General features: G+C 67.1%; 28 protein-coding genes. 18 read left to right on the top strand and 10 right to left on the bottom strand.

Features of this window, described 5'->3' with window-relative positions; genetic code table 11:
- Genes ACG3SL_RS00785 through ACG3SL_RS00770 form a run of 4 tightly spaced genes read left to right on the top strand, consistent with a single transcriptional unit; the run spans window position 1 to window position 4792 of the window.
- Window positions 1-1479 carry an efflux transporter outer membrane subunit gene (locus tag ACG3SL_RS00785; protein WP_448663245.1) on the top strand — a complete coding sequence of 493 codons (1479 nt, stop codon included), beginning with the start codon at window positions 1-3 and terminating at the stop codon, window positions 1477-1479.
- A complete protein-coding gene (locus ACG3SL_RS00780) occupies window positions 1469-2887 on the top strand; it encodes an efflux RND transporter periplasmic adaptor subunit (RefSeq protein WP_448663244.1) in 1419 nt (472 codons plus the stop codon). The genes ACG3SL_RS00785 and ACG3SL_RS00780 overlap by 11 nt, the downstream gene beginning before the upstream one ends.
- Window positions 2832-3587 (top strand): ABC transporter ATP-binding protein, encoded by a 756-nt coding sequence (locus ACG3SL_RS00775; protein WP_448663243.1) that lies wholly within the window; start codon window positions 2832-2834, stop codon window positions 3585-3587. The genes ACG3SL_RS00780 and ACG3SL_RS00775 overlap by 56 nt, the downstream gene beginning before the upstream one ends.
- Window positions 3587-4792, top strand: coding sequence for an ABC transporter permease (locus tag ACG3SL_RS00770; protein ID WP_448663242.1), 1206 nt, complete (start codon window positions 3587-3589; stop codon window positions 4790-4792). Before ACG3SL_RS00775 ends, ACG3SL_RS00770 begins: the two co-directional genes overlap by 1 nt.
- Window positions 4793-4811: 19 nt before the next feature.
- Here the strand turns inward: ACG3SL_RS00770 and ACG3SL_RS00765 are convergent, their stop codons facing one another.
- Window positions 4812-5408 (bottom strand): nucleotidyltransferase family protein, encoded by a 597-nt coding sequence (locus tag ACG3SL_RS00765; protein WP_448663241.1) that lies wholly within the window; start codon window positions 5406-5408, stop codon window positions 4812-4814.
- Complete coding sequence (locus ACG3SL_RS00760) at window positions 5395-6309, bottom strand: XdhC family protein (RefSeq protein ID WP_448663240.1); 915 nt, start codon at window positions 6307-6309, stop codon at window positions 5395-5397. Before ACG3SL_RS00760 ends, ACG3SL_RS00765 begins: the two co-directional genes overlap by 14 nt.
- A gap of 57 nt (window positions 6310-6366) precedes the next feature.
- On the opposite strand from ACG3SL_RS00760, the gene ACG3SL_RS00755 reads away from it, so the two are divergent.
- Together ACG3SL_RS00755 and ACG3SL_RS00750 are read left to right on the top strand one after the other, a co-directional pair.
- Window positions 6367-7440 (top strand): glycerophosphodiester phosphodiesterase, encoded by a 1074-nt coding sequence (locus ACG3SL_RS00755; protein ID WP_448663239.1) that lies wholly within the window; start codon window positions 6367-6369, stop codon window positions 7438-7440.
- Window positions 7440-7712, top strand: a complete 273-nt coding sequence (locus ACG3SL_RS00750; RefSeq protein ID WP_448665205.1) for a hypothetical protein — start codon at window positions 7440-7442, stop codon at window positions 7710-7712. The genes ACG3SL_RS00755 and ACG3SL_RS00750 overlap by 1 nt, the downstream gene beginning before the upstream one ends.
- On the opposite strand, the gene ACG3SL_RS00745 is transcribed toward ACG3SL_RS00750, so the two are convergent.
- From ACG3SL_RS00745 to ACG3SL_RS00720, 6 genes are read right to left on the bottom strand one after another with little or no spacing between them, the layout of a single operon-like run.
- Entirely contained in the window at window positions 7691-8428 is a 738-nt protein-coding gene (locus ACG3SL_RS00745; protein ID WP_448663238.1) for an esterase/lipase family protein, read from the bottom strand. The genes ACG3SL_RS00750 and ACG3SL_RS00745 overlap by 22 nt on opposite strands.
- Complete coding sequence (locus ACG3SL_RS00740; protein ID WP_448663237.1) at window positions 8425-9399, bottom strand: 50S ribosomal protein L11 methyltransferase; 975 nt, start codon at window positions 9397-9399, stop codon at window positions 8425-8427. The genes ACG3SL_RS00745 and ACG3SL_RS00740 overlap by 4 nt, the downstream gene beginning before the upstream one ends.
- Complete coding sequence (locus tag ACG3SL_RS00735) at window positions 9399-10106, bottom strand: hypothetical protein (RefSeq protein ID WP_448663236.1); 708 nt, start codon at window positions 10104-10106, stop codon at window positions 9399-9401. Before ACG3SL_RS00735 ends, ACG3SL_RS00740 begins: the two co-directional genes overlap by 1 nt.
- On the bottom strand, window positions 10096-10794 hold the full coding sequence (locus ACG3SL_RS00730) for an SDR family NAD(P)-dependent oxidoreductase (protein WP_448663235.1): 699 nt from the start codon (window positions 10792-10794) through the stop codon (window positions 10096-10098). The genes ACG3SL_RS00735 and ACG3SL_RS00730 overlap by 11 nt, the downstream gene beginning before the upstream one ends.
- A gap of 38 nt (window positions 10795-10832) precedes the next feature.
- A complete protein-coding gene (locus tag ACG3SL_RS00725; protein WP_448663234.1) occupies window positions 10833-12188 on the bottom strand; it encodes a methyl-accepting chemotaxis protein in 1356 nt (451 codons plus the stop codon).
- 13 nt (window positions 12189-12201) lie between these two features.
- Window positions 12202-13527 (bottom strand): methyl-accepting chemotaxis protein, encoded by a 1326-nt coding sequence (locus ACG3SL_RS00720; RefSeq protein ID WP_448665204.1) that lies wholly within the window; start codon window positions 13525-13527, stop codon window positions 12202-12204.
- Window positions 13528-13730: 203 nt separating this feature from the next.
- On the opposite strand from ACG3SL_RS00720, the gene sdhC reads away from it, so the two are divergent.
- The 3 genes from sdhC to sdhA are packed head-to-tail and all read left to right on the top strand — an operon-like array spanning window position 13731 to window position 16337.
- A complete protein-coding gene (sdhC, locus tag ACG3SL_RS00715) occupies window positions 13731-14153 on the top strand; it encodes a succinate dehydrogenase, cytochrome b556 subunit (RefSeq protein WP_448663233.1) in 423 nt (140 codons plus the stop codon).
- Complete coding sequence (sdhD, locus tag ACG3SL_RS00710) at window positions 14146-14535, top strand: succinate dehydrogenase, hydrophobic membrane anchor protein (protein ID WP_448663232.1); 390 nt, start codon at window positions 14146-14148, stop codon at window positions 14533-14535. Before sdhC ends, sdhD begins: the two co-directional genes overlap by 8 nt.
- Window positions 14535-16337, top strand: coding sequence for a succinate dehydrogenase flavoprotein subunit (sdhA, locus tag ACG3SL_RS00705; protein ID WP_448663231.1), 1803 nt, complete (start codon window positions 14535-14537; stop codon window positions 16335-16337). Before sdhD ends, sdhA begins: the two co-directional genes overlap by 1 nt.
- Window positions 16338-16606: 269 nt before the next feature.
- Here sdhA and ACG3SL_RS00700 read toward each other — a convergent pair whose 3' ends face one another.
- Complete coding sequence (locus ACG3SL_RS00700) at window positions 16607-16909, bottom strand: HigA family addiction module antitoxin (RefSeq protein ID WP_448663230.1); 303 nt, start codon at window positions 16907-16909, stop codon at window positions 16607-16609.
- Window positions 16909-17196, bottom strand: coding sequence for a type II toxin-antitoxin system RelE/ParE family toxin (locus ACG3SL_RS00695; RefSeq protein WP_448663229.1), 288 nt, complete (start codon window positions 17194-17196; stop codon window positions 16909-16911). The genes ACG3SL_RS00700 and ACG3SL_RS00695 overlap by 1 nt, the downstream gene beginning before the upstream one ends.
- A gap of 119 nt (window positions 17197-17315) precedes the next feature.
- Between ACG3SL_RS00695 and ACG3SL_RS00690 the strand changes: the two genes are divergently transcribed.
- The 9 genes from ACG3SL_RS00690 (at window position 17316) to ACG3SL_RS00650 (ending at window position 26999) form a co-directional block, all read left to right on the top strand.
- Complete coding sequence (locus ACG3SL_RS00690) at window positions 17316-18293, top strand: C13 family peptidase (protein WP_448663228.1); 978 nt, start codon at window positions 17316-17318, stop codon at window positions 18291-18293.
- A gap of 34 nt (window positions 18294-18327) precedes the next feature.
- The gene (locus ACG3SL_RS00685) at window positions 18328-18915 is read left to right on the top strand and encodes an ATP-dependent Clp protease proteolytic subunit (protein WP_448663227.1); all 588 of its coding nucleotides are present in this window, start codon (window positions 18328-18330) and stop codon (window positions 18913-18915) included.
- Between the two features lie 101 nt (window positions 18916-19016).
- Window positions 19017-19799 carry a succinate dehydrogenase iron-sulfur subunit gene (locus ACG3SL_RS00680; protein ID WP_448663226.1) on the top strand — a complete coding sequence of 261 codons (783 nt, stop codon included), beginning with the start codon at window positions 19017-19019 and terminating at the stop codon, window positions 19797-19799.
- Window positions 19796-20254 carry a PaaI family thioesterase gene (locus ACG3SL_RS00675; protein ID WP_448663225.1) on the top strand — a complete coding sequence of 153 codons (459 nt, stop codon included), beginning with the start codon at window positions 19796-19798 and terminating at the stop codon, window positions 20252-20254. Before ACG3SL_RS00680 ends, ACG3SL_RS00675 begins: the two co-directional genes overlap by 4 nt.
- Window positions 20251-21363 (top strand): cell division protein ZapE, encoded by a 1113-nt coding sequence (gene zapE, locus ACG3SL_RS00670; RefSeq protein WP_448663224.1) that lies wholly within the window; start codon window positions 20251-20253, stop codon window positions 21361-21363. The genes ACG3SL_RS00675 and zapE overlap by 4 nt, the downstream gene beginning before the upstream one ends.
- Before the next feature lie 177 nt (window positions 21364-21540).
- On the top strand, window positions 21541-22503 hold the full coding sequence (gene mdh, locus ACG3SL_RS00665; RefSeq protein WP_448663223.1) for a malate dehydrogenase: 963 nt from the start codon (window positions 21541-21543) through the stop codon (window positions 22501-22503).
- Window positions 22504-22507: 4 nt separating this feature from the next.
- Window positions 22508-23074 carry a hypothetical protein gene (locus ACG3SL_RS00660; protein WP_448663222.1) on the top strand — a complete coding sequence of 189 codons (567 nt, stop codon included), beginning with the start codon at window positions 22508-22510 and terminating at the stop codon, window positions 23072-23074.
- A complete protein-coding gene (gene sucD / locus ACG3SL_RS00655) occupies window positions 23071-23961 on the top strand; it encodes a succinate--CoA ligase subunit alpha (RefSeq protein WP_448663221.1) in 891 nt (296 codons plus the stop codon). The genes ACG3SL_RS00660 and sucD overlap by 4 nt, the downstream gene beginning before the upstream one ends.
- Before the next feature lie 104 nt (window positions 23962-24065).
- Complete coding sequence (locus tag ACG3SL_RS00650) at window positions 24066-26999, top strand: 2-oxoglutarate dehydrogenase E1 component (RefSeq protein WP_448663220.1); 2934 nt, start codon at window positions 24066-24068, stop codon at window positions 26997-26999.

Below are 26999 nucleotides of genomic sequence, written 5' to 3'. Positions count from 1 at the left end.
ATGCGTTGCCGCCCCTCCCCCCTGATCCTGTCGCTCACGCTGCCCCTGGCGGCGTGTGCGGCCGGCCCGGACTATCACCCCCGCACTGCGGCCCAGCTCGGCGTGCCTGACAGCTACTCGGTCCCCGCCGACCAGCGCGCCCGCGACGATCTGCGCCTGTGGTGGCGCAATTTCGACGATCCGGTGCTCGGCGACCTGGTGGAGCGCGCACAGGCGGCGAACCTGGACGTGGCACAGGCCGTCACCCGGCTGCGCCAGGCGCGCGAATCGCTGGTGCAGCAGCGCGCGTCGCTGTTCCCGTCGCTCAGCGCATCGGGCAGCGCGAACCGCAACGAGCCGATCCGCGGCGGATCGACCAACATCACCCTCGCCGACGGCACCGTGACGTCGTTCTCGCAGGGGGCGACCAACAGCTTCTCTCTGTCCGGCACCGTCAATTATCAGGCGGACATCTTCGGCGGGGTGCGGCGCGGCGTCGAATCGGCGCGGGCAAGCTATGCGGCTTCGGGGTTCGACTATGCCTCGGTGCTGATCTCCGTAGAGGCGGAGACGGCGCGCAACTATGTGCTGGCGCGGCTCGCCCAGACCCAGCTGGCCAATGCCCGCGACACGCTGCGCATCCAGGACGACAATCTCCAGATCGCGCAGTGGCGGGTGCAGGCGGGGCTGGTGACGTCGATCGACGCCGAACAGGCCCGCGCCCAGCGCGCCCAGACCGCCGCGACCATCCCCTCGCTGGAGGCGAGCTACAACAGCTCGGTCTCGCGGCTCGGGGTGCTGACGGGCCAGGCCCCCGGCGCACTGAAGGGATTGCTGGAGGCACCGCGCCCGATCCCGCGCGGCCCCGCATCGGTCGCCGCCGGCATCCCGGCAGAGGCGCTGCGCCAGCGTCCCGACATCCGCTCCGCCGAACGCAACCTCGCCGCCGCCAGCGCGCGGATCGGCGTGGCAAGCGCGCAGCTATATCCCGCGCTGTCGATCGGCGGCAGCATCAGCGCGAGCAGCAGCGCGCTCGAATCGATCTTCGACGTCATCACCGGGCGGCTGTTCGGCAACATCGCCCAGACGCTGTTCGACGGCGGGCGCCTGCGCAGCCAGGTCCGCACGGCGGAGGCGGCCGCCGACAGCGCCTTCATAACTTATAAGCAGACCGTTCTCACCTCGCTCGAGGATATCGAGAACGCCGTGGTCGCACTCCAATCGGCACAACAGCGCGAGACGCAGTTCCGCATCGCGCTCGATGCATCGTCCAACCAGGCGCTGCTCGCGCGGATGCAATATCGCTCGGGCCTCACCGATTTCACGACGCTGAACCAGGCGGAAGCGGGATTGCTTTCGGCGCGTAACGGCCTGTCCCAGGCCCAGTCCGACCAGTCCACTGCCCTGATCCAGCTCTATCTGGCACTGGGCGGCGGCTGGGATTCCAGCGTCACTCCCCAGGCACCCTCCACTTCAGGCAGCACCGCCGATGGCAACTGAACCGACTGCAAACCTCGACGAATTCCTCGGCACGCCTGCGCGGCCCTGGTGGCGGCGCTATCTCAAATGGCTGCTGGTGGCACTCGGCGTGCTGCTCGCCGCGCTGCTGGTGTGGAAGCTGGTGTTCGGCGCCACCACGGTCACGCAATATGCGACCGAAGAGGCCCAGCGCGGCAACCTGACCGTCACGGTCGCGGCGACGGGCAAGCTCGCGCCGACCAACCAGGTCGATGTCGGCTCCGAACTGTCGGGGCTGGTCGAGAAAGTCACCGTCGACGTCAACGACCGCGTGGTGAAGGGCCAGCCGCTGGCGGTGCTCGACACCTCGCGCCTCGACGATGCGATCACCCAGAGCGATGCGGCGCTGAACGCCAATATCGCCCAGGTGGCACAGGCGCAGGCGACCGTCGCCGAATCGCAGGCCCAGCTCGCCCGGCTTGAGGAAGTGCGGCGCCTGTCGGGCGGCAAGGTTCCGGCGGAAACCGAACTCGCCACCGCGCGCGCCACCGTCCAGCGCTCGGTCGCGGCACTGCGCGCGGCGCAGGCCAATGTCGTGTCCGCGCGCGCCGCGCTCTCCTCGAACCAGACGCAGCGGTACAAGGCGGTCATCCGCTCGCCCGTGGACGGCGTCGTCCTGGCGCGGACGATCGACGAGGGGCAGACCGTGGCCGCATCGTTCAACACCCCCACGCTGTTCGTCATCGCCGAGGACCTGTCGGCGATGCAGCTGGAGGTCGCGATCGACGAGGCCGATGTCGGCTCGGTCAAGCAGGGGCAGATCGCCAGCTTCACCGTCGATGCCTTTCCCGGCAAGACCTTCCCCGCCACGATCACGCGCGTCGATCTCGGCTCGAACCTGTCGGCGTCCAGCTCGAGCAGCACGACCAGCACGACGACGAGCAGCCAGGTCGTATCCTATGCGGCACGGCTCAGCGTCGCCAATCGTGACCAGCAATTGCGCCCCGGCATGACCGCGACGGCAGAAATCGTCACCAAATCGCGGCCCAACGTTCTGCTGGTGCCCAATGCCGCGCTGCGCTTCACGCCTGCGGTACCGGAGGCGAAGGGATCTCCCTCCGCCGGGGGGGGCGGCATCACCGGATCGCTGATGATGCGCCGCCCGCGTGGCAGCAGCGGCGCCGACAAGACCGCGACCACGTCGCGCGGCGCGGGCCAGACGCTCTACGTGCTCGGCGACGATGGCCAGCCCCGGGCGGTGCAGGTGACGATCGGCGACACCAACGGCACCGTGACCGAAATCACCGGCGGCGAGCTGAAGCCCGGCATGAAGGTCATCACCGGCCAGCTCGCCAGCGGCAGCGGCCCGCGCAGCGGCCAACGCCGTCAGGGCGGTGGCGCAGGCAACAGCGGCGCAGGCGCCGGTGGAGGCCAGCGTGGCGGACAATGACGCGCCGATCATCCGCCTGCGCAACGTCACCAAGGTGTATGGCGAGGGCGCAACCCAGTTCCAGGCGCTGAAGGGGATCGACCTCGACATCCATGCCGGCGATTTCGTCGCCGTCATGGGCCCCTCGGGCTCGGGCAAGTCGACCACGATGAACATCCTGGGATGCCTGGACGTGCCCAGCGGCGGCGAGTTCCTGTTCAAGGGCGTGCATGTCGAACGGCTCGACCGCGACCAGCGCGCGCTGCTGCGCCGCAAATATCTCGGCTTCGTGTTCCAGGGGTTCAACCTGCTCGCGCGCACCACGGCGCTGGAGAATGTCGAGCTGCCGCTGCTCTATCGCGGCGACGCGAAGAAGGCGCGGCGCGATGCGGCGATGGCCGCGCTCGACAAGGTCGGACTGGCGAAATGGTGGGACCACACCCCCGCCGAGCTTTCGGGCGGCCAGCAACAGCGCGTCGCCATCGCCCGCGCGATCGTGACGAGCCCCGACGTGCTGCTGGCGGACGAACCGACCGGCAACCTCGACAGCGAACGCTCGGTCGAGATCATGCGGCTGCTGACCGATCTCAACCAGACCAGCGGGATCACCGTGCTGATGGTCACGCATGAGCCCGACATGGCGGCATTCGCGCGCACCCTCGTCCATTTCAAGGACGGGCTGGTCGAGCGGATCGACTCGAACGTGACGGAGCCCGCCTGATGCTCGGCACCACTTTCCTCCTCGCCGTGCGCTCGATCTTCCGGCACAAGCTGCGCTCATTCCTGACGACGCTGGGCATCATCATCGGCGTCGCCGCCGTGGTGGCGATGGTCACGCTGGGCAAGGCGACCACTGCCGCCGCGCAGCAACAGGTCGCGAGCCTGGGCACCAACATCCTCCAGATTCGCCCCGGCCAGGGCTTCGGCCGCGGCGGCGGCGGCCCGCGCCCGCCCGATTTCGAGGAAGCCGACGTCACCGCGATCGCCGATCAGGTCGCCGGCGTCACCGCCGTCGCGCCCCAGGCACAGACCACCGGCACCGCGATCTATCAAGGCGCCAACTGGTCCACGACGATCAACGGCACCACCAATGCCTTTTTCGGCGTCCAGCCCTGGCCACTGACGGGGGGACGCATCTTTTCCCGCGAAGAGGAACAGGCGGGCAAGGGCGTGTGCATCATCGGCAACACCGTGCGCACCAACCTGTTTCGCGGCGGCGATGCCGTGGGCCAGCGGATGCGGATCAACGGCATTTCGTGCGACATCATCGGCATGCTCTCGACGCGGGGCCAGGGCGGCTTCGGCGACCAGGACGATGTGGTGCTGATGCCGATCAAGCAGGTCCAGCGCCGCTTCACCGGCAACCGCGACATCCGGCTGATGCTGGTCGGCTTCGACCCGGCCTATGACAGCACCCAGGTCCAGGCATCGATCACCCAGGTGCTGCGCGAGCGGCGCAACATCACCGGCGGCAAGCAGGATGATTTCAACATCTTCGACACCGCGCAGATCAGCGCGACGCTGACCGGAATCACGACGCTGCTGACTTCGATCGTCACCGCCGTGGCCGCGATCAGCCTGGTCGTGGGCGGCATCGGCATCATGAACATCATGCTGGTCTCGGTGACCGAGCGCACGCGCGAAATCGGCATCCGCCTGGCGATCGGCGCGGTGGCGAGCGAAGTGCTGATGCAGTTCCTCACCGAAGCCGTGGTGCTGTCGTGCCTTGGCGGGCTGGTGGGGCTGGTGGTGGCGCAGCTGGTGGTGCTGGGCCTAGCGCCGCTGATGCAGGTGCCATGGATGTTCGAACCGCAGATCAACGTCATCGCCTTTGCGGTGTCGGCGCTGATCGGCGTGGTCTTCGGCTATTTCCCCGCGCGCCGCGCCGCCGGGCTCAATCCGATCGACGCACTGCGGCACGAATAGGCACGGCGACGGTTCCGCGTCAGGAACCGTCGCTGCGCACCCCATACAGCCTGCGCAGCGCGGTCAGATCCTCGCGCGTGTCGATGTCGACCAGTTCCGCCGGGCTCGCCACCACGTGCCGGCCGCGCAGGATCAGGTCGCGCGCGCCGGCATCGCCCTTGAGCGCGAGCAGCGCGTCGAACTGGTCGCTGCCGAACAGCGCCGGCGGCATCGGGCGCACCCCGTCGCTCGATGCCACGATCGTCGCGGCGCCATGGTCGGCATCGAACATCCGATAGATATGCGCCGCCGTCACGCGCGGCATGTCCGCCAGCACGACCAGCACGCCCGCCGCCCCCGCTGCGCGCGCCGCCTCGACGCCGCAGCACAGCGACCGCGCCTGCCCGAGCGACGGATCGGGATTCTCGATCACCCGATACCCGCGCGCCCCGAAATCCAGCGTCGTGCCGGACACGATCGCGATCCGGGTCAGGAACGGCATCTTCTCCAGCGTGGTGACGACATGATAGGCCAGCGGCTTGCCAAGAAACGGCTCCGCCAGCTTGTCGGCATCGGCAAAGCGCAGCGATTGCCCCGCCGCCAGCAGTACGAGCGCGACTGTCTCAGGCGTCAACATGAAAGCGCCGTACCATGGATGCGGCGATCGACAGCGCGATTTCGGCCGGGCCGATCGCGCCGATGTTGAGCCCCGCCGGTCCTTCGATCCGCGCAAGATCCTCCGCCGCCACCCCCTGCGCCGCCAGCCGCTCCAGCCGCGCCGCCTGGCTGCGCCGCGATCCCAGCGCCGCGACATAGCGCGTGGGGTGCGCCAGCGCCGCCAGCAGCGCGGCATCGTCGATCTTGGGATCATGGCTCAGCGTCACCACCGCCGTCGCGCGATCGGGGCGCAGTGCGGCCACGGCCTCGTCGGGCCAGCGATCGTCGAGCGTAACGCCGGGAAAACGCTCAGGCGTCAGGAAGCGCGCGCGCGGATCGATCAGCACCGTCGCGATTCCCATCTCGCGCGCCAGCCCCGCCAGCGTCTGGGCAATCTGCACCGCGCCGACGATCAGCAGCCGGCGCGGCGGATCATAGCGATTGACGAATCCGCCTTCGTCCGCCGCGACGCTCCGCCCGCTCGCAAGGTCGGTCGCCACGTCGAACGGCGTACCCGCCGCGCGCGCCACCGCGATCGCATCGAACAAGGCGGGATCAAACCCCGCCGCCGATACCGGCTGGACCAACACCGAGATCTGGCCGCCGCACGGCAACCCGACTTCCCACGCTGCGGCATCGGCGATGCCATAGTCCTTCACTACGGCAGGCGCGCCGGCGATCACGTCGGCGGCGGTCGCCAATATGTCGGTCTCGACACAGCCGCCCGACACCGATCCCTCGAACCGGCCATCGGCATGGACCAGCATGTGGCTGCCGCGCGGTCGCGGGGCCGATCCCCAGGTCGACACCACCGTCGCGAGCGCCATGGGCGCGCCGCGCCACGCCTGGGCCGCCGCAACCACGCTGTCATTTTCCGCCACGCTTCGCCTCGCTACCGTAATATCCGTGCCCTAACCGCCTACCGCATGGAGAGTTTCATGACGAGATCGTTGCTGGGTTTGGCGCTGGTTCTGCTATCGGGCTGTGCAGGCGTGCAGGAGAGAAAAATGTCGGAGGCCAACCCGGTGATCGTCATCGCGCATCGCGGCGCCAGCGGCTGGCGGCCCGAACATACGTTGCTGTCCTATGCTCTGGCGATCGAGCAGGGCGCCGACTTTATCGAGCCCGATCTGGTGCAGACCAAGGACGGCGTGCTGGTCGCCCGGCACGAAAACAACATCGCCGACACCACCGATGTCGCGGCGCATCCCGAATTTGCGGATCGCCGCACGACCAAGACGATCGACGGCCAGACGATGACCGGCTGGTTCACCGAGGATTTCACGCTCGCCGAGCTACGCACGCTGCGTGCGAAGGAACGGCTGCCCAAATTCCGCCCGGGCAACACCGCCTATGACGGCCAGGCCCCGATCCCGACGCTGGACGAGATCATCGCGCTGGCGAAAAAGGCGACGGCGGAAACGGGCCGCACCATCGGCATCTACCCCGAGACCAAGCACCCCAGCTATTTCGCCTCGATCGGCCTCCCGCTCGAAGCGCGGCTGGTCGACACGCTCAAGGCGGCCGGCTGGGACCGCGCCGATGCGCCGGTGTTCATCCAGTCGTTCGAAGTGGATAACCTCAAGCAGCTCAGGACGATGACCAGGGTGCGGCTGATCCAGCTGCTCGCGTCGGAAAGCGGCCCGGCCGATCATGCCGCGCCCAGCTATGCGGCGATGGTCACCCCCGATGGGCTGCGCGCGATCGCCGACTATGCCTATGGCATCGGCCCCGACACGGCGATGATCCTGCCCGCCTCGGGCACCCCCACGACGCTGGTCGCCGATGCCCATGCCGCCGGACTCAAGCTCCACCCCTGGACCTTCCGCGCAGAGAATTTCTTCCTGCTCCCGCCCTATCGCGTCGAAGGCGGGCCTGCGGTCCATGGCCGGCTGGCGGAAGAGATCGAACGCTTTATTGCGCTTGGCGTCGATGGTTTCTTCACCGATTACCCTGATATTGGCGTAGCGGCCCGCGCAGCGGCGCAGGCCGGGGGTGGAGAAACGAAATGATGCGCAAAGTGTTGATACCCCTCGTCGCGCTGCTGCCGCTGCTCGCGGGCGGGTGCATCGTCAAAGCGGCGGCGGACGTCGTCACGCTGCCGGTGCGCGCAGGCGCCAAGGCGGTCGATTGGACGACGACCAGCCAGGACGAAGCCGATCGCAATTACGGCCGCAAGATGCGCAAGCAGGAGGCGGAGGACGGCAAGGCGCGCCGCAAATACGAAAAGGAATGCCGCAAGCGCGGCGGCGATTGCCCGCCCTATTCCGGCGACCCGCGCTGATCCGCCAGCAGCGCGGCCACTGCGCGTAGGGTCTCGGGCTTCATCTGGACGAACAAATGGCTGCTGCGGATCTCGATCGCGCGGCAATCGCCACCGTCGGGCTCGCGACAGATCAGCCCGTTGACCAGCCCGTCGCTGCGGCTCCACAGCGCCGCCGAGGGCACGGGCAGCGGGCGCGCCGCCTCGGCCAGCCGCTGCGTCACCGCCGCATCGCTGATCCGCTCGCCGGTCAGCCACTGGAACTGGCGCCACACATTGGTCGCGGTGGGCGATCCGGCAAAGGGCGAGCTGATCGTGATGACCTGTCGCACCATGTCCGGGTGCCGGTGCGCGACGATCCGCGCCATGATTCCGCCCAGCGACACGCCGATCAGCGTCAGCGGCACGCCCATTTCGGCATGGACTTCGGCAACCCGCGCGAACAGCCGCGCGCCGTCGCCACCAATCGTCCGCGCGCCCAGATTGCGCCCCAGCCCCCAGCCGATGGCGCGATAGCCCAGCCCGTTCAGATAGCGCCGCAGCACCAGGTTCGAACGATCGGTGTTGAACAGTCCCGGCAGCACCATCACCGGCCGACCGTCGCCGCGCGGCGCATCCTGCAATCCGCGCCATCCGATCGCGAGCCGACCCAGCCCCCACGCAGCGCGCGGCCATTCGGCGAGCAGCGCCAGCCCCGGCGGCGGCAGGTCCGCGCGGGCCGGGACGGGCAGCTTCACCAGCTGCCGAAGCCCGGCGCCTCGCCCTTGCCCCGGCTCGGCCGCGTCACCCGCTCGGCGCCATAGCGCGCGCGCTTGACCAGCCGCAGCGTCGGCCAATGCCCGCGATCGAGCCGCCCGGCGAGCCGCAGCCCCTGCCGGCGATAGGCCTGCGCCACAGCGTCCGCCTGCCCTTCGAGCAGCCCCGCGAGGATCAGCGTGCCCCCTTCGGCCAGCGCCATGCCCACGGTCGGCGCCAGCTCGATCAGCGGCCCGGCCAGGATATTGGCGATGATGAGGTCATAGGGCGCGCGCCCGATCAGCAGCGGATGCTCCAGCCCCGGCGCGGCAGCCAGCGCCAGCTGGTTCGCGCCTTCGCCCAGCGCCACGCCGTTGATCGCGGCATTTTCCTCCGTCACCGTGATCGATCGCGGATCGATGTCGGATGCCGTGGCGTATGCGCGCGGCCACAAATACATCGCGGCAAAAGCGAGCAGCCCGGTGCCGGTGCCAAGGTCGAGCAGGTTGCGCACCACCGCGCCCCGGTCCTTCAGCGCGCCCAGCGTGAGCAGGCAGCCCGACGTCGTCTCGTGCGTGCCGGTGCCGAACGCCAGCCCCGCGTCGATGCGGAATGCCTTGGCGCCTTCGGGCACGGCGCCCTTGTTGGTCGCGGTGTGGACATAGAAGCGCCCGGCATGGACCGGCTCGATTCCCGCCTGGCTCAGCGTCACCCAATCGGCATCGCGGATGCGCTCCGCGACCAGCTTCGAGCCCGCCGCACTCGGCACCAGCGCGGCCACCGCAGCCAGCGCCGCGCTGTTGGGCTTGCCCTCGAAAAACGCCTCCAGCTGCCAGCTGTCGGGATCGTCCTCGACCCGCTCGCTGGTCATCAGCACCGGCAGGGGCGTGATCTCCGCCAGCGCGGGATCTTCGAAATCGAGCGCTTCGGCCTCTGCACGGGTACAGGGGAGCGTGAGTTTCCAACTAGCCATTATCCGATATCCACTGTCTGCGCGGCGACCGACTTGAGCGTGGGCAGGTCGATCGCGCGGTACTGAAGTCTTTTGCCCTGCCGCATCAGAATGCCCATGCGCGTCGGGCTCTGCATCCACAGCCGGTCGAGCCCGTCGATACTTTTGAGTACGAACGCCTGCTGCCCTGTGCGCAGGTCGCCGATCAGCACGTCCTGCGATTTGCGGTCCAGCGCATCGACGACCAGAACGACATAGGCGCGCGGCGGCACCACCGGCTTGCCGCCGTCGGCGGGGTTTTCGCTTGCGACCGTATAGTCGCCCCGGATGGGCTCTTCCGGCCCCTCCAACGCGGGAAGATAATAGCGCGCGGCGATGTGGCGGCTATTGTCGGCAAGGAGCTTGCGGTTCGCGCCCGTGGTCTTGTCTAGCAGGACGACATTGCGTGCGTCGGTGTCCTGACCGCCGGAATAAGGCCCGCCGCTGCCACGCCGGACCGACGCCTCGGTCGCGATGACGATCTCGCTCAGTGGCGTTCCCGCAAGCGCGTTGACCTCGGCCACCGCAAACTGCTCGCCGGGAGTCTTCGCTTCGACCGGCGCGGGGTCAGGCGTACGCCCACCTGCGAGCCGCGTCACCGAAACCGCCAGAAAGAGCACCGCGCCCGCTGCCAGCAAGCCCAGCACGGCAAGTCCCCAGAGAAGGATGCGGCGGGCGCTAGCGGACATAGCTCGCACCATTGATGTCCAATACTGCGCCCGTCATCGATGCTGGCGCCTCCAGCGCGCAGAAGCGGGCCAGTGTCGCGATCTCCGCAGGCTCGGCAACCCGGCCCAGCGGGATGTCGGCGAGCAGCTTGTCGCCGCCGCGGCTCTCCAGATAGTCCTCGGCCATGCCGGTCATGGTGAAGCCCGGGCAGATCGCAAAGGCCAGGATGCCGTCGCGGGCATAGCCGCGCGCGATGCTCTTGGTCATCGCCACCATTCCCGCCTTGGACGCGGCATAATGCCAGTGCGCCGGGCTGTCGCCGCGATAGGCTGCGCGGCTGGCGATGTTGACGATGCGGCCCGGTCGGCCTTCGGCCTGCCAATGGCGCACCGCGAGCCGGCACAGCTCCGCCGACGCGGTCAGGTTGATCCGCAGCGTGCGCTCCCATGCCGCGACCCAGTCGCCATGGTCCATGTCGAGCGGCGCCGCCTCGAACACGCCGGCATTGTTGACCAGCACATCGATCCGCCCGTCCAGCGCCGCCAGCGCCTGGTCCCACAATGCCTGCGGCGCGGCGGGATCGGCGAAGTCCGCCGCGATCCCGCTCGCGGTGCCGTGGCCGATCAGGCGCACCCCGTCACCGCCCAGCGACTGCGCGATCGCCGCGCCGATGCCCCGGCTGCTGCCGGTCAAGAGAATATGCGTCATTCCCCTTCCCTAGCCCAGCCGGGCAGCCAGCGGAAGGATCAGGCGGCGACGGTATTCGAGAAGGCCTCGGCAGCACCGTGGAGCTGGTGCAGCCGCTCGTCGACTTCGGTGACTTCGCGTTGCAGCGTGTCGATCTCGCTCGCCACGCTCTTGGTATCCTCGCGGATCGCGGCGATGGTCAGCGACATCGAATCGGCGGCGAGCGCGGTTTCGTCCACTGCTGCCGTGATCGCGGTCACGGTCTGCGCCTGCACTTCCATCGCCCCCCGGATCCGGTTGGCGCTTTCCTGCACTTCCGCCACGGTCGCGCGGATCGAGGCGTTGGTCTCCACCGTGCTGCGCGTGGCCGACTGGATCGCCGCGATCTTGGCGGCGATATCGTCGGTCGCGCGCGCGGTCTGGCTCGCCAGGCTCTTCACTTCCTGCGCCACCACGGCGAATCCGCGCCCGGCATCCCCCGCCCGCGCCGCCTCGATCGTGGCGTTGAGCGCCAGCAAGTTGGTCTGCCCGGCAATGTCGCGGATGAGCCCCAGGATCGATTCGATCGACTTGGCATGGTCCGACAGCATTTCCGACATGCCGACCGCAGCCCCCGCCTGACCCGAGGCCCGCGTCGCGATTTCGGCGGCAGCCTCCACTTCGTTGCGCGCATCCTCGATCGCGCGGATCAGCCCGGCGGCAGTATGCGCCGCCTCGCGCATGGCAACCGCAGACTGTTCGGCGGCGGCGGCGACTTCGCTCGTCTTGCCCAGCATGCCCCGCGCCGAACTCGACGCGCCCTGCGCCTGCACGCGGATGCGGTTGCCCAGCGCAGTGGCGCCGTGAATCGATTCGGCGATGCTCGCGCGGAACTGGTCCGCGCGCTCCTGGCGCTCGGCCACCACTTCGGCGGCGTCGCGCGCCTCAAGGTGCCCGGCCATCAGCTCGACTTCGGCCATCGCGACGCGCTGGACGATATCGCACAGCCGCGCCAGCCGCTCGGGCTGGTCCGAAAGCTGCTCGGCCAGCGCGCGCATCGTCGCGCTGTGCGCGTGGGCGAACGTGGCGATGATCGGGGGCAGCGGAATGCCGGCATTGTGCGTCATCGCGGCAAAGCTGCACACCATGTCGACCCATTGCTCGGTGAACGCATGGGCATATTTTATCTCGCCATAGCGGGCGCTCAGCTGGATATGCTCTTCGCTGCGGAAGCGGTCGCGCAGCGGCAGGCTGGCGGGCATTTCCAGGAAGCGCGCGGCCATCGTTCGCGCAATCGCTTCCTGTCGCCCCGCCATCAACGTGGCGATCTCTGCGCAGCCGGACAGCAACGCGCCGTCCCAGTCATAGTCGCGCCGATGCATGTCGATCGAACGGCCGTCGCCGCTCCAATGCCCGGTTGCGCGTGCGATACTCATGTCGGTTCCTTGGTTACGCTGCTACTTTCGCCACGAAATCGCTGGCGCTGCCCTTTAGTGCGCCCAGCTGGCCGTCGAGCGCGGCAAAGCCCTGGCCGACGCGATCGATCTCGCTCGCGACGCTTTCGGTATCCTCGCGGATCGCCCCGATCGTCGCCGACATCGAATCGGCGGCGAGCGCGGTTTCGTCCACTGCCGCGGTGATCGCGGTCACGGTCTGCGCCTGCACTTCCATCGCCACGCGGATGCGGTTGGCGCTTTCCTGCACTTCGGACACGGTCGCGCGGATCGAGGCATTGGTTTCCACCGTCGATCGCGTGGCCGACTGTATCGCCGCAATCTTGGCGGCGATATCGTCGGTCGCGCGCGCGGTCTGGCTCGCCAGGCTCTTCACTTCCTGCGCCACCACGGCGAATCCGCGCCCCGCATCGCCCGCCCGCGCCGCCTCGATCGTCGCGTTGAGCGCCAGCAAATTGGTCTGCCCGGCAATATCGCGGATGAGGCCCAGGATCGATTCGATCGACTTGGCATGGTCCGACAGCATTTCCGACATGCCGACCGCAGCCCCCGCCTGACCCGAGGCCCGCGTCGCGATTTCGGCGGCGGCTTCCACTTCGGTGCGCGCATCCTCGATCGCGCGGATCAGCCCGGCGGCGGTGTGCGCCGCCTCGCGCATCGCCACGGCGGACTGTTCGGCGGCAGCGGCGACTTCGCTGGTCTTGCCCAGCATGCCCCGCGCCGAGGCCGAGCTATGCACCGCCTGCACGCGCAACTGGTCGCCCTCGCGCGATGCACGCTCCACCGTCGCGCCGATCGAGTCGTGGAATTCCAGCGCCAGCCGGTCGCGCGCCACCCGCGCGCTGTGCTCGCGGTACAGGTTGTAGATTTCGACTGTAATGTCGCTCTCCAGCGCCGAGAGTCGCATCAGCGTGTCGATCAGCCCCGCCAGCCGCTCGCTTTCGCGGCCGACGCGCCGGAACAGCACGTCCAGTGCCGCGCGGTCACTCGCGTTGATCATCGACAGCAGCGCCATCGGCGGAATGTCGGCGGCATAGGCCGCCGCGACCGAGCGCTCGATCGATTCGATCCAGGCATTGCCCAGCGTATCCAGGAACCGGTCGCGCAGGAACACGACTCCGACATCGACCATCTTGTCATTGTCGGCGGTGGCCCAACTGCGCTGGTCGGCGAAACAGCGCTGCCATTGCTGCCAATAGGCGTCGGAAACCCCGCGAATCTCGGGCTCCAGCGCGTCCCACACCTCGCGGCTGGACTGGACGAGCAGCCCGTCGAAATCGAACACCCGCAACCGGGCGCGCACGTCGATCCGCGCGCTCATCGTGCCGGGTACCGGCAGGTCCTTGGTCGATGCCACCGTCTGGAAACCCCCTGTGCAGCCCGGAGAAAACGGGCCGATCCTGTTGCGCAGCTATGCACCGAAGTGGTTAAGGCGAAGTTAGACACCGTGACTGCGTGAAGCATCCGACTTGCATCCCTGCGCCGCAGGGCTAAGGAAGCCGCGTCGACCCGAAAGGAACGCCCTTGGCAAACGTGCGCAAACCTGCGCGACCCCTGTCGCCGCATCTCTCGATCTGGAAATGGGGCCCCTCGATGGTGGTCTCGATCCTTCACCGCGCCACCGGCTCCGGCATGGCAACGGTGGGAACCGTCCTGTTCGTCTGGTGGCTGAGTGCGCTTGCATCCGGCGCGCCTGCCTATGACGCGTTCGTGGACCTGTTCACGCTCAAGTCCGGCGCGCTCAACATTCCGGGCTATATCCTGGGAATCGGGCTCAGCTTCGCCTTCTTCCAGCACATGGCGTCGGGCGTGCGGCACCTGTTCCTCGATGTCGGCGCGAATTTCGAGCTGGGCGGCAACAAGCGCACGGCGATCGCGACCATCGTGTTCTCGGTGCTCGCCACGGTGGGCTTCTGGATCGTCCTTCTGGAGAAGAGCAATGGGTAACGGTACCGAACTCGGCCGTGTCCGCGGGCTCGGCTCGGCGCATCACGGCGCCGAGGGCTGGTGGCATCACAAGATCAGCGCCGGATCGAATCTGGTGCTGGTGCTGTGGTTCCTCGCCTCGATCGCGCTGCTGCCGGCCTATGACTATGCCACGATCTCTGCCTGGATCGCGCAGCCGCTGGTCGCGGTACCGCTGATCCTGCTGGTCGTCAGCGTCTTCTATCACTTCCACCACGGCCTGACCGTCGTGATCGAGGATTACCAGCATGGCGAATCGCGCCTCGTGCTGACGGTCCTGCTGAAGTATTTCACCATCGCTGCGGCCACGCTGGCGATCTTCTCGATCCTCAAGGTGGCATTCACTGCCGGAGCTGTCGCCTGATGCCGACCGCGTACAAGATCATCGATCACACCTATGATGCCGTCGTCGTCGGCGCCGGCGGATCGGGCCTGCGCGCCACGATGGGCTGCGCCGAAGCCGGCCTGCGCACCGCGTGCATCACCAAGGTGTTCCCCACCCGCAGCCACACCGTGGCGGCACAGGGCGGCATCGCCGCCAGCCTGGGCAACAACACGCCCGATCACTGGTCGTGGCACATGTTCGACACCGTCAAGGGCTCCGACTGGCTCGGCGACCAGGACGCGATCGAATATATGGTCCGCGAGGCACCGCAGGCGGTGTACGAGCTGGAACATGCCGGCGTGCCGTTCAGCCGCAACGACAATGGCACCATCTATCAGCGCCCGTTCGGCGGCCATATGCAGAACATGGGCGAAGGCCCTCCCGTGCAGCGCACCTGCGCCGCGGCGGACCGCACCGGCCACGCGATGCTCCACGCGCTGTACCAGCAGAGCCTGAAGTACGACGCCGACTTCTATGTCGAATATTTCGCGCTCGACCTCATCATGGAAAATGGCGAGTGCCGGGGCGTGATCGCGCTGTGCATGGAAGACGGCTCGATCCACCGTTTCCGCAGCCATGCCGTGGTGCTCGCCACCGGCGGCGGCGGGCGTGTGTACCAGTCGGCGACGTCGGCGCACACCTGCACCGGCGACGGCAACGGCATGGCCCTGCGCGCAGGCATCGCGCTCCAGGACATGGAGTTCGTCCAGTTCCACCCGACCGGCATCTACGGCGCGGGCGTGCTCATCACCGAGGGTGCGCGCGGCGAAGGCGGCTACCTGACCAATTCCGAGGGTGAGCGCTTCATGGAGCGCTATGCTCCCTCGGCCAAGGACCTTGCCAGCCGCGACGTCGTCGCGCGTTCGATGGCGATGGAAATCCGCGAAGGGCGCGGCGTCGGCAAGGAGAAGGATCATATCTTCCTTCACCTCAACCATATCGACCCGAAGATCCTGGCGGAGCGCCTGCCCGGCATCACCGAGACCGGCAAGATCTTCGCCGGCGTCGACCTGACCCGCCAGCCGCTGCCTGTGGTCCCGACCGTGCACTACAACATGGGCGGCATCCCCACGAACTATCACGGCGAAGTCGTCCACAACAAGGACGGCAACCCGGATACCGTGATCCCCGGCCTGTTCGCCGTGGGCGAAGCGGCCTGCGTGTCGGTGCACGGCGCCAACCGCCTCGGCTCGAACTCGCTGATCGACCTTGTCGTGTTCGGCCGCGCCACCGGCCTGCGCCTCAAGGAGATCATCAAGCCCGGCACGGCGCACAAGCCGCTGCCCAAGGGTTCGGAAGAGTTCGCGCTCGGTCGCCTCGATCACTTCCGCCACGCAGCGGGCGGCACGCCGACCGCACAGCTGCGCGCCGAAATGCAGAAGACGATGCAGCGCCACTGCGCCGTGTTCCGCGACAGCGCGCTGCTGAGCGAAGGCGTCACCGAAATGGACCGCATCTATGCCGGTTTCCAGGACGTGCGCGTCACCGATCGCTCGCTGATCTGGAACACCGACCTGGTCGAGACGCTCGAACTCGACAATCTGATCGGCCAGGCCGTGGTGACGATCCGCAGCGCCGAGAACCGCAAGGAAAGCCGCGGCGCCCATATGCACGAGGACTTCCCCAACCGCGACGACGCGAACTGGATGAAGCACACCGTGACGACGTTCGACGGCTGGGGCGGCAAGGGCGGCACCACCGCGATCGACTATCGCCCGGTGCACGACTACACGCTGACCGACGAGATCGAGTACATCAAGCCGAAGAAGCGGGTGTATTGATGAAAGCGAGCCATTGTTTTTGGGTCTATGACAACTGGACCAGAAACAAGGCTCGCGTTCATTATTCGACGTGTAGCTATTGCAACGACGGGCGTGGCATTCACTCGAATCCAAGTGGCAAAAATAGTACCTGGCACGGCCCGTTTGAAACTATTGAGGAAGCCGATCATAAGGCGACGTCGTTGCGCAGAACAATTACGGACCGATGTTGTGCATGTAATCCCGGGTAGGGCGCGGCCCACGGCTATCGTCGAGGTATCGGCGTAGCGTTACGCCGCGTCCCGGAACCGCTCTACGCGAATCTCGTCCTCATGCGCGCGTGCCTGCGCCAGTTCGTGCGCGACCTGCATCCGCAGCAGCGTGTCGGCCTTTACGCCAAACGCCTTTTCAAACCGGATCGCCATGTCGGCGGAAAGCCCTGCGCGGGCATTCAATAATGCGCTCATCGCCTGCCGAGTCACGCCCAGATGCTGCGCCGCCTCGGTTACGCTCAGTCCGTGCGCCTCGACGATTTCCGCGCGCAACCATGCGCCGGGATGCAGGGCGAAGGCGGGAGACAGGGTGATGGCCATCAGTGGTAATCCTCCAGGTCGAGTTCGGCGATGCCGCCATCCTCGGTCACGCGGAATGTCATCCGCCAGTTCTTTGTAACCGTCAGCGACCAAAACCCTGCCCGATCGCCGGTCAGCCTATGAGCGCCCCAGTTGGGCGGCACGTGTAGTTCCTCCGCCGCATCGATGGCCGCCAGGAACGCGATCATTCTGCGCAACCGTTCGACCAGCTTTGCGTCCAGCCCCCGCGGCTGCCCGGTTTCGACGAAATGACGCAACGCCTTGTGCCGGATGCCGTCGATTCGCATCGGGGCACCATATATGCGCGCTTCGTAAAGCGCAACGCGACACTAGACAGGGGAGCCCGCTTGACTCCCCCGCCGCACCCGCGAAACTGGGCCCAGAACATAGCGGGGGTCCATCGCCGATGCGTTTCGCCTTTGTCCTTGCCGGCTGGTGCGCTGCCGCGTTCCTGGCCCTGCCGGCTGCGGCGCAGATACGGCATACGAAGGACTGGCCGAACCTCACCACCGGCGACACACCCGGAGAGATGCGCGAGTCGATCGCCGCCGGTCCCCAACTGGAGACAGGGCGCACGCCGCAATGGCTGCTCGAGGACCATCGCCGCCGGGCCCGCGCGTTCGCTGCGCTGCTGCCCCAGCGCAAGGGCGTGGTCGACGCCTATGTCGTGTCGATCGCGCTCGACAGCGATCCCGTGTTCGGCCGCGAGGCGCGCGAGGCGGGCAAGGTGCTCGCCCGGCGCTACGACGCGGTCGGTCGCACGCTGGTGCTCGGCAGCCCCACTGGTCCCGGTGCCACCGACGCGCTCCCCAATGGCAGCCTCGAGTCGCTCGCACTGGCGCTGGCGCGAGTCGCGGAAGTGATGGACCGGACGGAGGACGTGCTCGTGCTGTACGTCACCAGCCATGGCGCAAAGATCGGCATCGCCTATCACGATGGCGACCAGGGCTATGGGATGCTCCCGCCCGTGCGACTGGCGGCCATGCTCGACGGGCTGGGCATCCGCAACCGGGTGCTGTTCCTGTCCGCCTGCTATTCGGGCATCTTCATCCAGCCGCTGTCGAACGACACGAGCGCGATTCTCACGGCGGCGTCGTCGGACCGCACGTCGTTCGGGTGCCGGGCGGAGAATGACTGGACCTTTTTCGGCGACGCGATGGTCAACCACGCGCTGCGCAAGCCGCAGCCGCTGGACGCGGCGATCGTCGAGGCGCGCGACCTGATCAGCGGCTGGGAACTCAGCGGCAAGCTCACGCCCTCCGATCCCCAGGTGGCGATCGGCGCGGGCATGGCCCCTATCCTCGCCGCGCTGGAGGCGCGGATGCCCGCCACTGCGACCCCACCCGTCGGCGCACCGGCGACCGACGCGCTGGGCGCGCCATAGGGAACCAGCGCTCCGGCGAGGGGTTGCGCAGGCCATGACCGACTCCACCGCCTCGTCCGAAAGCCGCGCCACGCGCTATCCGCTGCTGTCGATGCCGCACGTCCTGCTCCACGGCACCGTGGACCACGAAATGTATGCCGATTTCCGGCGCCAGCTGGCGGCAGCCCCTGCCGAGGGGACGCTGGTCGTGTCGATCTCGACGCTGGGCGGCGACCCCGAAGTCGCCCGGCTGATGGGCGACGACCTGCGGCTGCTGCGCGACTATACCGGGCGCGAGATGCTTTTCCTGGGCAAGGTCGCGGTCTATTCGGCGGGCGCGACGTTCATGGCCAGCTTTCCGGTCGACAAGCGTTTTCTCACGCGCGGCACGCGAATCATGGTCCACGAACGCATCCTGACCAAGGACATCGCGCTGTCGGGCCCGCTCAAGTCGGTGATCGCCAGCCTCAAGGCCAATCTCCACGAAATCGAGCATTCGATCCGCATCGAAGAGGAAGGGTTTCGCGATCTGGTCGCCGGATCGACGATACCGTTCGAGGAAGTCCAGCGCCGCGCCCCCACCAATTGGTATATCGAGGCCGAGGAAGCGCGCGACCTTGGCCTCGTTCTGGACGTGATCTGATACACCAAATCGCGGCTAAGCGCGCCTACGGGGTTGCGCTGCGATTGCGAAAGGCATAGCCGACGCACCGAAAGCCGTGTGGTCAAGAAGGATCTACAGGAATGGCCGAATTCCGCCTGCCCAAGAACAGCCGTATCACCAAGGGCAAGGAGCATAAGGCTGACGCGACGGCAACGCGCGTCAAGACGTTCAAGATCTACCGCTACGATCCCGATAGCGGCGAGAATCCGCGCTACGACCAGTTCCAGGTCGATCTGGACGAATGCGGCCCGATGGTCCTGGACGCGCTGATCAAGATCAAGTCCGAGCAGGACGCCTCGCTCACCTTCCGCCGTTCGTGCCGCGAGGGAATTTGCGGGTCGTGCTCGATGAACATGGACGGGCGCAACGGGCTGGCCTGCACGACCGCGATCGAGGATATCAAGGGCGATATCCGCATCACGCCGCTGCCGCACATGGATGTCATCAAGGACCTCGTCCCCGACTTCACCCATTTCTATGCGCAGTACAGCTCGATCAAGCCGTGGCTGCAGACCGTGTCGACCACGCCGTCGGGCAAGGAGCGGCTCCAGTCCCCCGAACAGCGCGACAAGCTGGACGGCCTGTACGAGTGCATCCTGTGCGCCTGCTGCTCGACCTCGTGCCCGAGCTATTGGTGGAACAGCGACAAGTTCCTGGGCCCGGCGATCCTGCTCCAGGCCTATCGCTGGCTGGCCGACTCGCGCGACGAGATGACCGGCGAGCGGCTCGATGCGCTCGAGGATCCGTTCCGCCTGTATCGCTGCCACACGATCATGAACTGCGCGAACGTCTGCCCCAAGGGCCTGAACCCGGCAAAGGCAATCGCGGAGATCAAGAAGATGGAAGCCGAGCGCGCGCTTTGACCGAGGGCGCGGGCATCCCGCACTTCCGGTACGAGGACGAACCGGGCCATCCCGGCTGGAAACGCTGGGAATTGCGGGAAGCCACGCGGTTCAACGGCTTTCTCGGTCCCATCCTCGTCCGGCGTGAAGGCGATGTTGCTCGCGTCCGGATGGTGCCGGGGCACCAGCATTCGAACCTGCGCGACCAGGTCCATGGCGGCGCCCTTCTGGGCTTTATCGACATTGCGCTGTTCGCCGGCGCGCGCGGGCTGGACGTCATCACTGCCGGCCCCGCTTCCACCATCGACGTGTCGGTGCAATTCGTCGCGGGCGCGCCGATCGGCGACGCGATCGAGGCGCGCGTCGAGCTGGTGCGCGAGACCGGGCGGATGCTGTTCCTGCGCGGCCTGATCGTCCAGGGCGACTCCACCATCGCCAGCTTCCAGGGAACCGTGCGCAAGCCTTCGCAACAATGACCAAGCTTCTTGAACGTTATGCCGCGCTGGTCGCGGGCGGCGAGCTTCGCCCCGATCCCGAGCAACAGGCCGCCGCGACTCGCCTCGCCGCCCTGGCCCGCGAACTGGAAGAAACGCCGAAACGGGGCAGCATCCTGTGCCGCCTCGCCGGCCGCCGGCCCGAGCCGCCAAAGGGCGTCTATATGTGGGGCGGCGTCGGGCGCGGCAAATCGATGCTGATGGACCTGTTCTTCGACAGCGTCGCCATCACCGCCAAGCGCCGGGTGCATTTCCACGAATTCATGATCGAGGTGCACCAGCGCCTCAATGTCGAGCGGCAAAAGGAAACCGCCGACCCCATCGTCGTCGTCGCCGCCGAGCTGGCGCAGGACATGCGCCTGCTCGCGTTCGACGAAATGGTGGTCAACAACCCGCCCGACGCGATGATTCTGTCGCGGCTGTTTACCGAGATGATGCGCCACGGGCTCACCATGGTCGCCACGTCGAACCGCGCGCCCGATGATCTGTACAAGGACGGGCTCAACCGCGCGCTGTTCCTGCCGTTCATCGCGCTGATCCACGCGCGGATGGACGTGCTGACGCTCAACGGCCCGGTCGATTACCGGCTCAACCGGCTGGGCCGGATGGATACCTGGCTCGTCCCCAACGGGCCCGAGGCGACGGCTGCGCTGTCCGCCGCATTCTTCCGCCTGACCGACTATCCGGTCGAGGACCGCGCGCATGTGCCCGCGTGCGAACTGCCGATTCAGGGCGGGCGCGAGATGCACGTGCCCAAATGCCTGAAGGGCGTGGCGGTATTCTCGTTCAAGCGGCTGTGCGCCGAGGCGCGCGGCGCGCCCGACTATCTGGCGATCGCGCGGCGATTCCATACCGTGATCCTTGTCGGAATCCCGCGCCTGGGGCCTGAAAACCGCAACGAGGCGGCGCGTTTCGTGACGCTGATCGACGCGCTGTACGAACATCGGGTCAAGCTGCTCGCTGCTGCCGATGCCGAGCCGCAGCACCTGTACGACTCGGGCGACGGACGCTTCGAGTTCGACCGGACAGTGTCGCGGCTGATGGAAATGCAGTCCGACGACTATCTCGCCCAGGGCCACGGCGCGCAATAACCCACGGCTTCCTGCGGCGCACACGCCTTATTGCTCCTGCGAACCATTTGCAAAGATAATCGGCCCGTGATTCCCATCACGGGTTGTGGCACGTCTATTATGGGTTTAAGCCGCCCCCGCTTTCAGGGCGCCGAACACCGCGCCCGCGGTTGGTTTGTACAGACCCAAGGAGAATTCATGGCTCGCAAGAAGATCGCGCTGATCGGCTCTGGCATGATCGGTGGTACGCTCGCGCATCTCGCCGCGATGAAGGAGCTGGGCGACATCGTCCTGTTCGACGTCGCTGAGGGGCTGCCGCAGGGCAAGGCGCTCGATATCGCCCAGTCTGGCCCGGTCGAAGGCTTTGACGCCACGATGCGCGGCGCCAACAGCTATGAGGACATCGCCGGCGCCGACGTCTGCATCGTCACCGCCGGTGTCGCGCGCAAGCCCGGCATGAGCCGCGACGACCTGCTCGGCATCAACCTGAAGGTCATGAAGGCCGTGGGCGAGGGCATTGCCGCCCACGCACCCGACGCCTTCGTCATCTGCATCACCAACCCGCTCGACGCGATGGTGTGGGCGCTGCGCGAATTCTCGGGCCTCCCGCATCACAAGGTCGTCGGCATGGCCGGCGTGCTGGATTCGGCGCGCTTCCGTACCTTCCTGGCCGAAGAGTTCCAGGTCTCGGTCGAGGACGTCACGGCCTTCGTGCTGGGCGGCCATGGCGACACCATGGTCCCCGTCGTCGAATATTCGACCGTTGCCGGCATCCCGATCCCCGATCTCATCAAGATGGGCTGGTCCACTCAGGAGCGCATCGACGCGATCGTCCAGCGCACCCGTTCGGGCGGCGGCGAGATCGTCGGCCTGCTCAAGACCGGCTCGGCCTTCTACGCCCCCGCCACCAGCGCGATCGCGATGGCCGAGAGCTATCTGAAGGACAAGAAGCGCCTGCTGCCCTGCGCCGCGCACCTGACCGGCCAGTATGGCGTGGACGACCTGTACGTCGGCGTGCCGATCGTCATCGGCAAGGACGGCGTCGAGAAGATCGTCGAGATCGAGCTGAAGGATGAGGCCAAGGCCAATTTCCAGACCTCTGTCGATGCGGTCAAGGAACTGCTCGTCGCCTGCAAGGCGATCGACTCGAGCCTGAACTGATCCGATGCGTCGGGCCCTCTGCCTCGCTGTGTTGCCCGTGTCGCTGCTGTGCAGCGGCGGGGTGGCCTATGCGCAGGACGGGCTCGACGATCCGGTGACGCTGTTCAACACCGCCTGCCTTTCGGGGCAGGCGCGGCTGTCGCGGACCAAGTTCGACGACATCGCCTATGGCGCGCTGCCCGCGCCGGTGCGCACCGTCTATGGCCTGGCGATCGACGGTGCCCGCGCCACCCCCCCGGCGGCGCCGGGCGACCTTGAGGTGCCCAACCGGGTGCTGGTGTCCTTGCCTGACAAGGACATGTACCTGCTGCTCCCGGCCAGCGGCGCGCCGGGCCGGGCGGCGGAATATTGCAGCGTGATCTGGCAGGGCGAGCATCAGGACATTGCCGAAGCTGCCGCCAAGGCCGCGATCGGCGATACCAAGCCGCTTCCCGTGCCCGCACTGCGGCCCGACACGCGCTATTTATCCTATCGCCACAGCGGAACGGTCATCACCGCCGCGCAACTCGATCGATGGACGGTGCTCAGCATCGTCTCCGACCCATCCACGAAGGAGCGAACCACTCCATGAGCATTCTCGTCGACAAGAACACCAAGGTCATCACCCAGGGGATGACCGGCAAGACCGGCACGTTCCACACCCGTGCGGCGCTGGATTACGGCACCCAGATGGTCGGCGGCGTGACGCCGGGCAAGGGCGGCACGATCCATGACGAACTGGGCCTGCCCAATTTCGACACCGTCGCCGAAGCGGTGAGCAAGACCGGCGCCAATGCGTCCGTGATCTATGTTCCGCCCCCCTTCGCAGCCGATTCGATCCTGGAAGCGATCGACGCCGAAGTGCCGCTGATCGTCGCGATCACCGAAGGCATTCCGGTGCTCGACATGGTCAAGGTGAAGCGCGCGCTGTCGGGCTCGAAGTCGCGCCTGATCGGCCCGAACTGCCCCGGCGTGCTGACCCCCGGCGAGTGCAAGATCGGCATCATGCCGGGCAGCATCTTCTCCAAGGGTTCGGTCGGCGTCGTGTCGCGCTCGGGCACGCTGACCTATGAGGCGGTGTTCCAGACCACGAACGCGGGCCTCGGCCAGACCACTGCAGTCGGCATCGGCGGCGATCCGGTCAACGGCACCAACTTCATCGACGTGCTGGAACTCTTCCTGGCGGACGAAGCCACCCAGTCGATCATCATGATCGGCGAGATCGGCGGCTCGGCCGAAGAAGAAGCCGCGCAGTTCCTGATCGACGAGGCCAAGCGTGGCCGCAAGAAGCCGATGGCCGGCTTCATCGCGGGCCGCACGGCGCCTCCGGGCCGTCGCATGGGCCATGCCGGTGCGATCGTCTCGGGCGGCCAGGGCGGCGCCGAAGACAAGATCGCGGCGATGGAAGCAGCGGGCATCCGCGTTGCTGCCAGCCCGTCCGAACTGGGTTCGACCCTTGCAGAAGTGCTCAAGGGTTAACAACTAGGCCGTCATCCCGGCGCGAGCCGGGATCTCGTGCCATGGGCCGTGTGCTTGCGGCTTGAGACCCCGGCTTTCTCGGGGTGACGCGTGAGGAATTGATCATGGGCTATGAGGGCCTCGACTTCGACGATATCGCGGGCGGCGTAAGCCCGGCTTTCGTCGAGACACTGTACCGCCGTTACAAGGCCGATCCGGCTTCGATCGAACCGGGCTGGCGCCAGTGGTTCGAAGGATTGGAAAACACAGCGCAAGGGCCCAGCTGGGCCAATCCGCGCTGGCCGATCTTCGATACCGATGCCCTCACCGCCGCGCTCGATCCCACGCAGATGGAGCCCGCGCCCAAGCCCGCCAAGGGCGGCGCCCCCGCTCCCAAGGCGGCAGCCCCGGCCGCGTCCGAGGCGGACATCGCCAAGGCGGCCGGTGATTCGATCCGCGCGATGCTGCTGATCCGCACCTATCGCGTGCGCGGCCATCTTGCGGCAAATCTCGACCCGCTGGGCCTTGCGCGGCAGGACGTGCCCGCCGACCTGACGCCCGAATATCACGGCTTCTCCGCCGCCGACCTCGATCGCCCGATCTATCTGGGCGGCACGCTGGGGCTGGAAAAGGCGACGGTGCGGGAGATCGTCGCGATCCTCCAGGCCAATTACTGCGGCAATGTCGGCCTTGAGTACATGCACATCTCGGACGTGGAGGAGCGCCGCTTCCTCCAGGACCGGATGGAGGGCAAGGACAAGGAAATCAACTTCACGCCCGACGGCAAGAAGGCGATCCTGTCCAAGGTCATCGAAGCCGAGCAGTGGGAAAAATTCCTCGGCAAGAAATATGTCGGCACCAAGCGCTTCGGCCTCGACGGCGGCGAAGCGATGATCCCGGCGATGGAATCGATCATCAAGTACGGCGGCCAGATGGGCATCCGCGAGATCGTGTACGGCATGGCCCATCGCGGCCGGCTCAACATGCTCGCCAACGTCATGTCCAAGCCGTTCCGCGTGATCTTCCACGAATTCGGCGGCGGTTCGGCGAACCCGGACGACGTCGCCGGCTCGGGCGACGTGAAGTACCATCTCGGCACCTCGACCGACCGTGAGTTCGACGGAATCAGCGTCCATATGTCGCTGACCGCCAACCCCTCGCACCTCGAAGCCGCCGATCCGGTCGTGCTGGGCAAGGTCCGCGCGCTCCAGACGCTGCGCAGCGATCTGGCCGAACATACCCAGGTCCTGCCCGTGCTGATCCATGGCGACGCGGCATTCGCGGGCCAGGGCATCGTGTGGGAATGCCTCGGCTTCTCAGGCATTCGCGGGTACAACACCGGCGGCTGCATCCATTTCATCATCAACAACCAGATCGGCTTCACCACCAGCCCGCAATATGCGCGCTCGTCGCCCTATCCGAGCGACGTGGCGAAGGGTGTCCAGGCGCCGATCCTGCACGTCAACGGCGACGATCCCGAAGCCGTGACCTTCGCGTGCAAGGTCGCGATCGAATTCCGCCAGGCATTCAAGCGCGACGTCGTGATCGACATGTGGTGCTATCGCCGCTTCGGCCACAACGAAGGCGACGAACCGAGCTTCACCCAGCCGCTGATGTACGCCAAGATCAAGCAGCATCCGCCGGTGAGCGAAGTCTATGCCGCGCGGCTGAAGGCCGAGGGCGTGGTCGACCAGGCTTTCCTGGACGAAAAGACGCACCAGTTCACGACGCTGCTCGAAGGCGAGTTCGAGGCCGGCAAGACCTATCTGCCCAACAAGGCGGACTGGTTCGCGGGCCGCTGGTCGGGCCTCGGCGCGCCTGCCGATCCCGAAAGCGCGCGCCGCAGCGTGGATACCGGCATCGAGAAGAAGCTGTTCGACAGCCTCGGCCGCACGCTGACCACGGTTCCCGAAGGGCATGACATCCACAAGACGCTGGCGCGCGTGCTCGACGCCAAGCGCGAGATGTTCAAGTCCGGCGCCAATTTCGATTGGGCCACGGGCGAGGCGCTGGCGTTCGGCTCGCTGCTGTCCGAAGGCTATTCGGTGCGCCTGTCGGGCCAGGATTCGGGTCGCGGCACGTTCAGCCAGCGGCACGCCGTCTGGATCGACCAGAAGACCGAGGCGCGGTACATCCCGCTCTCGACCATCCCGCACGGCAGCTTCGAAGTACTCGACAGCCCGCTGTCCGAATATGGCGTGCTCGGCTTCGAATATGGCTATGCCTCGGCCGACCCCAAGGCACTGGTGCTGTGGGAGGCGCAGTTCGGCGATTTCGTCAACGGCGCCCAGATCATGATCGACCAGTTCATCGCATCGGGCGAGTCCAAGTGGCTGCGTGCCAACGGCCTCGTGATGCTGCTGCCCCATGGCTATGAAGGCCAGGGGCCGGAGCACAGCTCGGCGCGTCCCGAACGCTTCCTCCAGCTGTGCGCACAGGACAATATGCAGGTGGTGAACATCACCACGCCTGCGAACTATTTCCACCTGCTGCGCCGCCAGATGCACCGCAATTTCCGCAAGCCGCTGGTGCAGATGACGCCGAAGTCGCTGCTCCGCCACAAGCTGGCGGTGTCGACCAGCGACGAGTTCCTCGGCGACAGCCATTTCAAGCGCATCCTGTCCGATCCTTCCGCCCCGGCCGATGCCGACGTGCGGCGCCTGATCCTGTGCACCGGCAAGGTCGCCTATGACCTGATCGAGGCACGCGACGCGGCGGGCGACAAGAACACCGCGATCGTCCGCATCGAGCAGCTGTATCCCTTCCCGGGCGAGCCGCTGACCGCGCGCCTCAAGCGCATGGTCAATGTCGAGGAAGTGATCTGGGCGCAGGAAGAGCCGAAGAACAACGGTTACTGGTTCTTCGTCGAACCGTTCATCGAGCAGTGCCTGGTCGATGCCGGGGTGAAGCCGCAGCGTCCGCGCTATGCGGGCCGCGCCGCCGCCGCATCGCCCGCCACGGGCCTGATGAAGCGCCACCAGACCGAACAGGCCGCGCTCGTCGCCGACGCGCTTGGCCATAATGTCCGCGAAGAAATCCGCCGTACCCGGAAGGCCTGA

It is taken from the genome of Sphingomonas degradans (assembly GCF_053502645.1).
The sequence above is the reverse complement of the archived record's forward strand: the minus strand, read 5'-3'. Positions and strand labels throughout refer to the sequence as shown.